Origin of the sequence: Liquorilactobacillus nagelii DSM 13675 (assembly GCF_019444005.1) — a bacterium.
Lineage (GTDB): Bacteria > Bacillota > Bacilli > Lactobacillales > Lactobacillaceae > Liquorilactobacillus > Liquorilactobacillus nagelii.
Genome location: NZ_CP049304.1, coordinates 883,850 through 896,003 on the forward strand (window position 1 = coordinate 883,850; position 12,154 = coordinate 896,003).

General features: G+C 37.0%; 12 protein-coding genes. 2 read left to right on the forward strand and 10 right to left on the reverse strand.

Annotated features, from left to right (window positions below):
- Positions 1 to 117 precede the first annotated feature (117 nt).
- From G6O73_RS04670 to G6O73_RS04685, 4 genes are all read right to left on the reverse strand, one after another.
- Positions 118 to 957, reverse strand: coding sequence for a dimethylarginine dimethylaminohydrolase family protein (locus G6O73_RS04670; protein ID WP_057886136.1), 840 nt, complete (start codon positions 955 to 957; stop codon positions 118 to 120).
- A 180-nt stretch (positions 958 to 1,137) separates the two neighbouring features.
- Positions 1,138 to 1,440, reverse strand: coding sequence for a bacteriocin immunity protein (locus G6O73_RS04675; protein WP_057886237.1), 303 nt, complete (start codon positions 1,438 to 1,440; stop codon positions 1,138 to 1,140).
- A gap of 73 nt (positions 1,441 to 1,513) precedes the next feature.
- Positions 1,514 to 3,931, reverse strand: a complete 2,418-nt coding sequence (locus G6O73_RS04680) for a flavocytochrome c (RefSeq protein WP_057886137.1) — start codon at positions 3,929 to 3,931, stop codon at positions 1,514 to 1,516.
- Positions 3,932 to 3,952: 21 nt separating this feature from the next.
- Positions 3,953 to 4,495 carry an NADPH-dependent FMN reductase gene (locus tag G6O73_RS04685; RefSeq protein ID WP_187327510.1) on the reverse strand — a complete coding sequence of 181 codons (543 nt, stop codon included), beginning with the start codon at positions 4,493 to 4,495 and terminating at the stop codon, positions 3,953 to 3,955.
- A 226-nt stretch (positions 4,496 to 4,721) separates the two neighbouring features.
- On the opposite strand from G6O73_RS04685, the gene G6O73_RS04690 reads away from it, so the two are divergent.
- Entirely contained in the window at positions 4,722 to 5,648 is a 927-nt protein-coding gene (locus G6O73_RS04690) for a LysR family transcriptional regulator (RefSeq protein WP_057886139.1), read from the forward strand.
- A gap of 77 nt (positions 5,649 to 5,725) precedes the next feature.
- Here the strand turns inward: G6O73_RS04690 and G6O73_RS04695 are convergent, their stop codons facing one another.
- The 6 genes from G6O73_RS04695 to G6O73_RS04720 all read right to left on the reverse strand — a co-directional run bounded on the left by G6O73_RS04695 (position 5,726) and on the right by G6O73_RS04720 (position 11,225).
- Positions 5,726 to 7,066: a dihydrolipoyl dehydrogenase family protein gene (locus tag G6O73_RS04695; RefSeq protein WP_057886140.1), complete on the reverse strand. Its 1,341-nt coding sequence runs from the start codon at positions 7,064 to 7,066 to the stop codon at positions 5,726 to 5,728.
- Between the two features lie 285 nt (positions 7,067 to 7,351).
- Complete coding sequence (locus G6O73_RS04700; protein WP_057886141.1) at positions 7,352 to 8,386, reverse strand: serine hydrolase domain-containing protein; 1,035 nt, start codon at positions 8,384 to 8,386, stop codon at positions 7,352 to 7,354.
- A gap of 175 nt (positions 8,387 to 8,561) precedes the next feature.
- The gene (locus G6O73_RS04705) at positions 8,562 to 8,975 is read right to left on the reverse strand and encodes a PTS sugar transporter subunit IIA (RefSeq protein ID WP_057886142.1); all 414 of its coding nucleotides are present in this window, start codon (positions 8,973 to 8,975) and stop codon (positions 8,562 to 8,564) included.
- 21 nt (positions 8,976 to 8,996) lie between these two features.
- Positions 8,997 to 9,815, reverse strand: a complete 819-nt coding sequence (locus G6O73_RS04710; RefSeq protein WP_057886143.1) for a PTS system mannose/fructose/sorbose family transporter subunit IID — start codon at positions 9,813 to 9,815, stop codon at positions 8,997 to 8,999.
- The gene (locus G6O73_RS04715; protein ID WP_057886144.1) at positions 9,799 to 10,716 is read right to left on the reverse strand and encodes a PTS mannose/fructose/sorbose/N-acetylgalactosamine transporter subunit IIC; all 918 of its coding nucleotides are present in this window, start codon (positions 10,714 to 10,716) and stop codon (positions 9,799 to 9,801) included. Before G6O73_RS04715 ends, G6O73_RS04710 begins: the two co-directional genes overlap by 17 nt.
- A gap of 26 nt (positions 10,717 to 10,742) precedes the next feature.
- Entirely contained in the window at positions 10,743 to 11,225 is a 483-nt protein-coding gene (locus tag G6O73_RS04720) for a PTS sugar transporter subunit IIB (RefSeq protein ID WP_057886145.1), read from the reverse strand.
- Positions 11,226 to 11,563: 338 nt separating this feature from the next.
- Between G6O73_RS04720 and G6O73_RS04725 the strand changes: the two genes are divergently transcribed.
- Entirely contained in the window at positions 11,564 to 12,136 is a 573-nt protein-coding gene (locus G6O73_RS04725; RefSeq protein WP_057886146.1) for a TMEM175 family protein, read from the forward strand.
- Positions 12,137 to 12,154 lie beyond the last annotated feature (18 nt).

The window sequence follows — 12,154 nt, forward strand, 5'->3', positions numbered from 1 at the left end:
CGTAAATTCTTCAAGTAATCATTATACGCTCATTTAATCCGAAAATTGAACTGCAAATTTAAAGTAATTGGCAATTCAAGAAGCTTTTCAATCACTACTTTCGTCAACTACACTATGTTAGCTGCGGTTCAATGGAAAAGTCATACAATGCGGTCCGCCGCCAGCCTTCAATGTTTCTGTAATATCCAGTTCAATTACCTCTACCCCATGTTCAATCAGTGCTTGGTTAACTGCTTGATTTTGTTTTAACGAAATCACTCGATTTTTACCCAAGCTTTCAAGATTGCAACCGTGTTTGAAAATTGCCGCTTCAGGAACTGGAATAATCTCGATTTTCAGTTTCTTTAATAGTGTTAAAAAACTTGTTGGTAATCCTTGAGGATACGCAACTGCTAAATGATCGGTAATTAAATTAAAACACATATCTAAATGCAAGTAGCGTGGATCAGCGGGAACTGGATAAACTTGGTACCCATACTTAGATAAACCAGCCTTAACTTCTGCAAAACCAACTTGATCAGTTCGTTGCAGCAAACCAATTGCAATTGTCTTTTCATCTAAAAAGGCAAAATCGCCACCTTCAAAATAACCCGTTTTGACTTCGACAATTTTGGGAATTCCCAAAGCTTTCATCTTAGCTTCATAAGCCGCTCGTTCAGCAAATCTAAGTGGCTCCTTAAACCTCCCCAAAATATAGCCCTCTTTGACACAGGCTCCAAAATCACGAGCAAAAACACTATTAGTCATCACTGGTTGTGGGAGTAACTGTTCAACTTGAATGTCAGCTTTTTTGTAAGCCGCGATTAAAGCTTGATACTCATTAGCCAATTTAGCTTGATTTAGCGGTTCAAATTGATATTTTTTTGAAATTTCGTTAATCGGATCAGCTTTTTTTAGATAATCCGGTGGACTCGTCAAAACATGCTTCAACTCAGCTGTGCCATTTTTAACAAACATTCAATCTCTCCTTTTCATTGATAACTTGCAAGTCAACTTAAAATTCTAATTACTTAAATCTAGCATACACTTTTGAAGCAAATTTGCCCAAATACTTGTTTAACGGTGATCTTTTTAGTAACCAAAAAAACTGCAGCAGTCCCTCTAAAAGACTGTCACAGTTTTTATAATTAATATAATTTAAAACCACATTGGCAACATGATTGCCGAAATGGCAGTTGCATCATATTTAACTGCTTTTGATTTGATTTGACCATGTAAATCAGCTAAAGCTTGGGGAAAATTGTCTTTGTGTTCCCAATAATAAAGCACAATTTTTTTGCAAAGTTTACTAGCAACTAAGTCACAGTCACCGTTTTTTTCAAGTTCTTGAGCCGCTGAAAAAATTAATTGCTGAGCTTCAGGCTGCTCTTTAATTTCGCAAGCTGCATAAGCTTGGCTTAGTTGATTCAACATCTGCTCCACCGCTGCTTGTTTTTTCATCAACAACACCTTACTATTCCTTAAATTTATCTAATTATATCTCAATCAGTGTTGTTTAGCAATAAAATTTAATCTATTCAGTGATCTCTTTAACAGCTGCTTTCCCGGCAATGCGGCCAAAAGTAAAGATGTCAGCCAATGAATTTCCGCCTAGACGATTGCCTGCATGAATTCCACCAGCAACTTCGCCAGCAGCATACAAATTAGCAATTACTTGACCTTTTTGATCTAGGACATGCGTCTGAGTATCAATCTTTAAGCCACCCATTGTATGATGCATAGCTGGCTTACGTGGTGTGGCATAAAATGGAGCTTGCTCTACTTTCAGATCAAATACTTCTTTACCAAACTCTGGATCATGACCCGCTTCAGCATAAGAGTTATATTTTTTAATGGTTTCTTCTAAAACAGCTGGGTCGACTTTAATCTGGCGTGCCAAGTCTGCCAAAGTATCTGCTCGGTATAATGTTCCGGCTTCAACTTGGGCATCAATTTTTTCCTGACTCGTATTATAAGCAGTCGCCTTAATTTGATCATCAGCGATTAAATAAAAGAGACTCCCATTATCAATGGCGGCTTGCGTCAAAACATCGCGACTTTCATATTCATCAACAAAACGCTTTCCTTGTTGGTTAACCATCACATAATTAGCAGGCGGAACTTGCAGCCCGGTGAAAAGTTCACCCGTTACGGGATCAGAAACCGGCATCATTTGGGTAAAGCCCATACCAACTAAATCAGCTCCAACACTTTGACCTAATTTAATGCCGTCTCCAGTGATCGCCGGAGAATTTGAAGTGGCAATTTGATCATCAATTTTAGTCCAATAAGTATTATACTTTTGTACCATCTTGGTATTTGCACCAAAACCACCCGAAGCTAAAATAACTGACTTAGCATGAATTATTACCTGCCGTTGCTGCGCATCTATGGCAACAACTCCTTTAACTTTGCCATCTACCAATAACAGTTCCTTAACTGGTAGATCGGTTAAAATTTGTCCGCCTTGATTATTAACAAAACTTTGTAATGCTGAAATATAAGCAAATCCTTGCGACTTCAAAGGTTTGTGTCCCCGACGCCATTTAGCACCAACTGGCATTGAGACTTCATTTGGATCAAACTCAACTCCAATATCTTCTAGCCATTTGACCGATTCTAAAGCTTTATCGGTTAAAACCTTAACTAAATCATATTGTCCGTGAATCTCATGTCCCTTTAGATCAGTTCGTTTACCGCCTAAATATGTCTGAATACGATGCCACAAGGTACTGTCAAATAGATAATCTTTGCCATTTTCTAAATAATCTTTGATCTGTCGCTTTAATTCTTTAAAGTCAGCCAGATATTCTGGATCAATTTGACTCTCATCTTGCTGCAAAACCTCTTTCAGAGTTGCAGCTTCACCTGGCAGTGCATCAAAAGTGTTCTGCCATTTAGGATCAGCAGCATTCATCGGCCCACCGGTTCGAATTGTGTTACCACCAATTGAAGGAAACTTCTCAACAACAATTACCTGCTTACCAAGCTTAAGAACTGATGCCGCAGCCGTTAAACCAGCACCACCACCGCCAACTACAACAACATCAGTTGTTAATTCTCGAGGAGCTTGAACTGTAGCAGGATTTACTTTCGGGCGTTTCTTTAATGTATTAGCATCCCCGCCTGCCAAATCAACAGCAGTTGCAACTCCATCAATTACCCCATGACTGGTGATGGACGCACCAGAAACAACATCAACATTTAGGGTTTGACCCGAAATAATTTGATCAGGAATTCGCTGAAAAACTGTATCGGCAATTCCCTGTGTTTCACCCTGAGTATCGATCTCAATCTTTTCAATTCGATTTTCTGACATCGTGACCGTCATTGGAAACTTGCCATTATGACCAGCTGCACTTACCTGATATTTACCGGGTTCAAAATGCACTTCTTCAGGGACACTTAATGCATCAGCAACCTTAACAAAACGCAAAAAGTTTTTGAAACATGTTTTCAAAAAATCAATTGTTTGCTGATTCTTTATTTTACCTTGGTCATCAAATGCATTGATTGAGTCTCCCAATAAGAACTCATTTCCTGGTAGTACAATCGCATTGACACCAGGTGCATCCAAAATTTGACGCAAATGCAGTTGGGCACTTGCAGAGCCTTGACGAGTAATTGAAGTTCCAACAACCATTACTGGCTTACTATCGAAAGGATGGTCTTTAAAAGACATCCACTCTAAAAAGCTTTTTAAAGCTGATGAAACTGACCGATTATGCTCAGATGTTGAGATAATAATCCCATCAGCTGCCATAATCTTTTTCCCCAGTTCTTGAATTGGCTGGCTAGAACTTTCCGTTACCGACTCGTTAAACAATGGTAAGTTTTTAATTTCAGCTAATTCAATTTCGGCTAGGTCACTAAAATTTTTCTGCATAAATTGCAATAACGAACGAGTTGCTGACTCTTTTGCATTAGTTCCAATAATTCCTAATATTTTCATTAAACGTTCCTCCATTACAAATTACTTATTTCGCAATACAAAATCACAAAAATCATGGAAATACTGATCCAATTCAGTTGCTTTTTGTTTATCAATCAAATTCTGATCTTGATCAAAAGCTTGTAATGAATGACCGAGTAAATACTCACGTCCAGGCATGACTAAACCTTTCAGCTCAGGTGCATTCAACATTTGCCGCAAATGATTTTGAGCTCTTGAAGTACCCAAAACCCCATATGATGCGCCAGTAATCATAACTGGCTTATCTTGCAATGGCTTAGTAGTGTAAGCAAACCATTCTAGCAAATTTGCTAAGGCAGCCGGGATCGAATGATCATATTCCGGCGTACTGATTATAACTCCATCGGCTGCCACAATCTTTTTGCTTATTTGAGCAATTTCTGCTGGTGGTTGATGTGAATCTGGTTTATTAAAAAAAGGGAGTGCATTAATTTCACAAATTTCAATTTCTGCTTGATCTACGAAATGCTTTTTCATATATCGCAATAAGGTTCGATTTGTTGATTTAGCTGCATTTGTACCAACAATGCCGACTAATTTTATCATTTTATTAATTCCTTTCATTCTATGTGATTTTTGTTCAAAAGCAAAGATAATTATCAAATCATAATTAAATAGGATTAAGTTTCAAAGTGCCTTAAGCTTGTTTTATCAAAACAGTTTTGTATAATTAGAATTACAGTTTAAGTATATTCTTGATCTAAAAGCTTGTGAAGTTTTTATTTAGTTATAAATCGATAATAAAAATGCTATAAAAAGGAGAAAAGTTTTGCTTACTAAAAATCCAGCTTTAATGCTGCAATATCTCGATGCACTTTTAAAACACAGTAACTTTACCAAAGCTGCTAAAGATCTCTACATTTCCCAACCTTATTTAACTCAGACTATCAAACGAATCGAACAAGAGCTTGGGGTTGCAATTATCGATCGCCAAAATCAACAACTTCATCTAAGCGAGGCTGGGAAAATTTACTACCGTTATTTGGAAAAACAAAATGCTGAAAACGCTGCTTTAAGTCAACAACTAGCCCGTTATACTCAGACAGATCAAAAAATTCTCAAATTAGGTGTTTTGTCCAGTCTTGGTAGTTTTTTGCTGCCATTATTTTTGCCTAAGTTTTTAACAAACCACCCGCATGTAAAAATCGTTCTGGTTGAAAATCCACCGGCGATTAACGAAAAATTAATAATTAACGGCGAGCTTGATTTTTGGCTTGGTCAAAATCCAGAAACTGTTGATCCAACGCTTCAATTAAAAACTGTTGGAACTGAGGATTATCTAGCAGTAATTCCTGATAATTCAAAATTATATGACGAAAAAAAGCAACAGTTGCCTGACGGATCAATCCCCATCAAGATGCTGTTGCATGAACCATTAGTTTTAAGCACTACTGATTCAGCTATTCGACATCAAGTCGATGCACTGCTTAGTAAATATAAAATTACGCCTAACATTATAATTGAAAGCCAAAATATTGTTACTGCGGCCGAATTAGCAGCACATGGCATGGGAATAACTATTGTTCCAGCCAGCGTTGCCAAGAAAATAACTCCGGGTAATTATAATTTCTATTATTTGCCAAATCACTTAATTAGTTTGCGCTACTTCATTGCTTTCCAACGAATTCGAACTTTATCTGCACCCGAAAAAGAACTAATTCAAGCTTTTTCAGCCATCAAAAATACGACGAAGTAATTTTGATTGACTTGTAACTAAACAAGACCGACTTAACCAAGCAGATCTTGTAATAATTTAAACTTATTTTTTAAATTCTAACGGATTTTATGCCAAGCAGATGCGCTAATTGATGGAAATATATGAGCTAATTGCCACATTTGGTCTTGATTATAGTGGAACACAACCGCTGGAAGCAAAGTATTTATCGCATCTTCTGCTTGTTCGCTAAATTCTGTCGCCCCCACAAGATGATGCTGCTGATCAAAAACCAAAATACTTTCACCAAGGGATTGTTGATCAATTTGCCGATACCAATCATCGGCTATTTTATTATGAACAAGTTTCCAATCTTCGGTGTTTTGTTCAACATTAGACGGAATCAACCCAACCTTAGCAATTCGCGGAGATGTATAAACCGTTGAAGGAATTGCCGGATAAGAAATTGGCTGGCTTGTTTGGCCACTGAAAAGTTGATAAAGGTAGTATGATTCAAAAGTTGCTGTCGGTGTCAATTTAGGCTGAATTTTATCGATCACATCACCTGCCGCATAGATACTGTCAATATTTGTTCGTAAATAGCCATCGACTGTAATCCCACGTTTAGTATACTGGACACCGGCAACATCTAGTCCTAAGTCCTCGACATTTGGAATCCGGCCGGTTGCATCTAAAATCCAGTCAACTGTTTTACTTTGATCATTACCATAATTAACAGTAACCCCATTTGCTGCAGTTGCAAAAGATTGAACTGCTGCATTCTTAATGAAAGAAACACCACGTTTTTCTAAATCTTGCAAAACTTGCTTAACAAATGGCTGGTAAAAAGCACGTAATGCCATATCGTGATGCATAAAAACGGTAACTTCCGAACCAACAGCATTAGCGATTGTTGCAAATTCCAAACTAATATAACCAGATCCAATAATAGCAATTCGAGCTGGTAATTCTTTGAGCTTCATAAAGTCATTACTATCATGAGCTAATTCACTTCCAGGAACACTCAACCGATTGGGTCTTAGACCTGTTGCAATAACGATTTTTTCAGCTGTATATTTTTGATCATCAACTTCAACCGTATGTCCATCTTGCAATTGACCATAACCATGGATTAGCTTAACGCCAGCAGTCTCAAGCCCTTGATAGATTTTTTTAGGTAGATTTTCAATAACTGCTTGTTTATGAGCAATTAGATTAGGCCAATTAATCTTCAATTGACCATTAAGAATATCTGACATACGGTCAACTTCCCGCAATAATGGAATTGTTTCATCTAAAGTTATTTTCGCATTGCATCCACGATTAGGACAAGTTCCACCCCAGAGACCGCTTTCAATCACTGCCACTTTTTTACCGCTGGCAGCTAAAGGCCCCGCACCATCGAAACTACCATGACCCCCACCAAGGTAAATTACATCAAAATCATAAGTTTTATTCATATTAATAACCTCCAACCAGATTATAAACAGCTCTTCCACTATTACCGTATAATATATGAAACGAAACATAAAGAAAAAAGCTTGAGCCACTTGCTCAAGCTTTTAGAGGAGCTAATGAGTAAAACTAACTGCTGATAATCTACGTTGATCAACCAAATATTAATAAAACTAAAAATACATCGCAGAGTTAATTTTAGCATTCATCTACTTCTTATAAATCAAAAAAATTCCGACTTAATTTCTTTAAAAATAGTTTGCTTAAATTGATCGTTGCACCATTAGACTTTAGTCGGTAATAGTTGATGACACAATCATTTCTGGTTCTTCAAAAAAAAGTCCCACCGCTAGTTTGCGCCACTTTAACCAAGCTTGATTTTGCCGAGTCGGATAAATGCGATTGGTCAAACAAACAAAGCCCGTTTTCTGATCTAGGTCCAAAGCAATTGAAGTGCCCGTAAATCCGGTATGCCAAATCTTCATTCCTTCTGGTGACCAGCGTTGCCAGCCCAAGGTTCGTCCATTTTGATAAAACTTTTTCAATAAGGCAAAACTTGCAGGCTGCAAAATTGGCTGTTCATTAAAAATTCCATAATGCAAATACATTGAGGCAAAGTTACTTAAATCGCTCAATGTTGAAAATAAGCCGGCGTGCCCGCTTTGGCCATCAAGTAACCAAGCCTTTTGATCATGAACTTGACCACGAATGATTCCGCCGCGTTGGGGTAAGTTTTCGGTTGGCACAAAGTTAGCTGGTGGCTGATTAGCAAGCTTAAAACCAGTTTGATTCATCGCTAATGGTTTAAAAATATGCTCGTTCAAGCTATCTGCTAAATCACCATCAATTGCTGCGATTATCCAACCTAATAGAATAAACCCTAAATCTGAATAAACCGTCTGACTTCCAGTTGGATAGATTAAGTCTGCTTGTTTAACGCGCTCGATTAATCCAGCACGGTTAAGCTCACTTACATCAGCAATATCTGCCGGTAATCCACTGCAGTGTAATAATAAATCCTTAATTGTTAGTTCGGGATGCTTTAAATTAGTTAAAAAATTTCCAATTGTATCTGTTAACTTTATTTTACCAATACCAAGTAATTGTAAAATTCTTGTACTAGTTCCAATAACCTTAGTCAACGAGGCTAAATCATATTCCAAATCAGGTCGAATTGCAATTTTGTCTGAACCAGTCCCTTGGTAACCTAAATAATGCTGTTCATTTTGCTCCAAACCTAATAGCGAATATGAAACTCCGTAAACTGCTCGTTGATTAATTGCGTTATTAATTGTTTCAGCTATTCCTAAATTGTTTGTTATCATTTTCATCACCCGTCATAAATATTTTTTACTGCAAAAGTATCCCACTGTTGTCTCACTCGCTTCTAAGATAACCCTGAATGAAAGCAGATTCAAGACCTTTTAGCTGTTCTACATTCTACTTAAACAGATAATTAAAAAAGACTGCCTCCTAATTTTAGGTGCAGTCTCAATCATTTCATTCTTCATCATCAGCTTGATCAGCAGTTAATTTTTCTTTGAGATCAGTAATTCCAACTGTTCCCATAGATAACAATTGGGATAAATTAAATTTTCCCAGTAATTGCTGATTACCAAATTCAATTACCATTGGCAAATTAATTCCAGTAACTACTTCTAAATGCGGATTTTCAGCCAATAATTGGACAGCTACATTTGATGGTGTTCCACCTAATAAATCAAGTCCAATGACAACCGTTTCATCAGTTGGAAAAGTTGCAAGTACAGTAGAAACTTGCTTTTTTAGCTCAGTTGGCCCCATCTCTCTGGTTAAACTAAAACTCTGTGCACCAGAAATTTTTCCAATAATCATTTCTGCACTAGTCAAGATTGCCGAAGCTAGTGGACCGTGACTCATCAAAATTAATTTCACTTTAAACTTCCTTTCGATAGCTCAAGCTGTTTTTCCTAAGATCCCTAAAGCTGAACAAATAATTGCCACAATTATCACGATAAAAATTGCTTTAGTTGATGTCATTTTCTTACGACCAAGCAACCAATAAATTAGCCCGACAATTACTCCTGGAATTAATTTAGGCATAATCATATCAAGTTCATTTTGAAGATTAACGGTCACTTTGCCAATATTTGCTACTAAAGGAACTTGAACACTAATCAATGTGGCTACTAAAGCGCCGACAACATAAACACCTAACAAGGTGGCTGCATCCGTTAATGAATTAAGTTGTCCTTGCATCTTAGTTACCAAATTAGTTCCTTCACGATAAGCCAATGGAAGTTGAATCCACCGCAGATACATCACAAACAAATTTGCTAATAACCAGAGAAACAAACCAAATGGATTACCTTGAACTGCCATATTAGCTGCAATCGCACCCATGATCGCTGGAAGTAATGAGGCAAAAATTGAATCTCCAATTGCAGCTAATGGACCCATTAAGCCTGTTTTTAAACCGGAAACTGTCTCTAAAGATTCAACACCTTTGTTTTCTTCAATTGCTAAATCAATTCCTTGGATAATTGTATTAACAAAGGGATTAGTATTGAAAAATTGGTTATGAGCTTTCATCGCTTTTTTTAATTCCGGAGTATGATCACCGTACAATTTCCGCAGTTGCGGCATAATGATAAATAAATAGCCTGATCCCTGCATTTTTTCGTAGTTCCAACCTAATTGATTAAAAAACAAATTGCGGCGGTTGATCTGCCTAAAATCCTTCTTGGTTAATTTATAATCAGTCTTCATCGCCATAAATTTCGCCCTCCTGATCTGCTGTCACTTCGCCTGTAGCTGCTGATTGCTGACTTAACTCAGTTAACTGTTGCTTTTCAACATCGCGTTTATATTCATTAATCGCAAAAGTCAGTCCAATCAGAGCAATTGCCACCATTGAAACCGTGTTAAAGGAACCACTAAAACCTTTGGAAACTTTTGCCATCGTAGTACCTAAAGATTGAACATTAGTATATAAAGTACTAAACAAAGCAGTCAAGGTGAAACCTAAAATTAAATAGGCTAAATGCTTCTTCACTGGTAAATAACGCAGTAAAATTGCAAAACCAACGGCCGGTAACAAAGCTCCAGCCGTTGCTAAACCATTGCTGAGCCACTTCAAATTAGTATCGAGAACTTTTACTGCTTGAGAAACAAAGCTACCACCGAACTGTAAAGCTAAAAAGACTGGAATTCCTCGTGAGAGCATCCAAGGAAAAACCCCATATAAATAGTTGCGCTCAATGGCCGGATAGTTTTCTTCATCAATCAAATGATCGATTCGGTGTTGGAAAAAGGTATTGGTAAAGCGACCCAGGATATCAGTTTCAATCATTAATGATGCTACCGGCACGCCAATAGCTGCAACAGCTGTTGAAGCATTCATTCCCGTACTGATAGAAAAGGCAGTTGCTAAAATCGTCCCAGAGTTAGCATCAATTTTTGAGGAACCACCAAATGTTCCGACTCCTAAAACTGTAAGCTGCAAACTGCCACCAATAATCAATCCTTTGGTAACATCTCCCATGACAGCTCCAGCAATTAATCCTGCCCAAACTGGTTGAGCCAGCGAGGATACAATCGTTAAATCGTCCCAAATCTGATACATTGAATAAAGTGTCAATAATAAAACCTGCCAAAATAAAATTTCACTGTGCATGTTGCTGACCTTCTTTCTTTTGCGAATTAAAATTTCTTCAATAAATCCATTAGATCAAGTAGTGGGTCACTTGGGACCATTTGCACAGTCAATTTCACTCCTGATTTATGTAATTCTTGAAAATCAGCCACATCTTGCGGAACTAAATTGATTGAAGGTGTTAATGGTTTAGTTGCATCGCTTTGCGACATATTACCTACATTGACAACTTTTAACGGAACACCTTTTTTTAGCAAATGAAGTAAAACAGCCGGTCGTTTGACTAGAATAAAGACTTTTTGCGAATCGTAACGCCCTGCTAATATATTACCCGCTGCTCGTTCTTCATTTAAGATACTCAAATTTACTCCAGCGGGCTTAGCTAACTTAATTCCAGCCTTAGCAACTGGTGAAGCAGCTACCTCATCATCAATTACCATAATTCGTGTTGCTCCGACAACATTGGTCCACATATTAGCAACCTGACCATGTAATAATCTTCCATCAATTCTAACTGCTGTAATTGCCATCGAACAACATCCTTTCTGAGCAAAAAAATAATCCATTTCTAATTAACAATCAGTCTTTTTGATTTTTCAAAAAAATGAAAATAAACTTGAAAACTTATCAAAAAGGGATTTGTTAATTCATGAAACAGATTATAGCATGGAAAAATCTATTAGAAATAATATTTCAAAAAATAAGATGTTTACAAACAATATTTGGTATTTAATTTTATAAAACGAATTTAGTCGAGATTGTTTGTTTGATTTATTAACTAGTATTTTGCTCAATAAAAATTTGTAATGCTATTACATTTAACCGAAAAGTAATTCGCTAATCAGATTAAAAAGGAGCTTAATTATATATGTCTAAAAATCGTTTAGAAGCTTTTAGCGATGGTGTCTTCGCAATTTTAATCACTATTATGGTCTTAGAGTTGAAGACACCTGAGACTGTTGATTGGACTGAAATAATCAAACCAGCTTTCTTCGCCACCCTTTCAGCATATGTGCTGAGTTTTCTATTTATCGCCAGTTTTTCGATCAGCCATCATACAATCATTACACCTGTGAAATCAATCAACCAAAAATTATTATGGACTAATAATTTACTTTTACTGGCGGTCAGTCTGTTGCCCTTAGTAACTGCTTGGCATGGTCGTTTTCCCAATACTGTTGCGCCAAGTGTTTGCTATCTGCTAATTTATGTTTTGTCTGTACTAGGCCTTTATCTATTAGGTCAAGTTGCTCTCAGCCACGTTGCCACAAACCAACAGCAATTTTGTCAACAAACTAATAAAATTCGACTGCATTTAGTTGTTTTTGGCCTTTTGGCTTTGCTTTTAACTTTTTTTATTCCACAGATTTCTTCTTTAGCAGTTTTTGCAATTCTAATTTACTGGTTAACTAATTCTTGGCAGCGTAAAAAAACAAAATAGCCAACGTAAAAAACATCG

Excerpts from the sequence above, each read along its gene's own strand:
- G6O73_RS04670 (WP_057886136.1), bottom strand. The coding sequence starts at position 957 with ATGTTTGTTAAAAATGGCACAGCTGAGTTGAAGCATGTTTTGACGAGT.
- G6O73_RS04675 (WP_057886237.1), bottom strand. The coding sequence starts at position 1,440 with ATGAAAAAACAAGCAGCGGTGGAGCAGATGTTGAATCAACTAAGCCAA.
- G6O73_RS04680 (WP_057886137.1), bottom strand. The coding sequence starts at position 3,931 with ATGAAAATATTAGGAATTATTGGAACTAATGCAAAAGAGTCAGCAACT.
- G6O73_RS04695 (WP_057886140.1), bottom strand. The coding sequence starts at position 7,066 with ATGAATAAAACTTATGATTTTGATGTAATTTACCTTGGTGGGGGTCAT.
- G6O73_RS04700 (WP_057886141.1), bottom strand. The coding sequence starts at position 8,386 with ATGATAACAAACAATTTAGGAATAGCTGAAACAATTAATAACGCAATT.
- G6O73_RS04710 (WP_057886143.1), bottom strand. The coding sequence starts at position 9,815 with ATGGCGATGAAGACTGATTATAAATTAACCAAGAAGGATTTTAGGCAG.
- G6O73_RS04715 (WP_057886144.1), bottom strand. The coding sequence starts at position 10,716 with ATGCACAGTGAAATTTTATTTTGGCAGGTTTTATTATTGACACTTTAT.
- G6O73_RS04720 (WP_057886145.1), bottom strand. The coding sequence starts at position 11,225 with ATGGCAATTACAGCAGTTAGAATTGATGGAAGATTATTACATGGTCAG.
- G6O73_RS04725 (WP_057886146.1), top strand. The coding sequence starts at position 11,564 with ATGTCTAAAAATCGTTTAGAAGCTTTTAGCGATGGTGTCTTCGCAATT.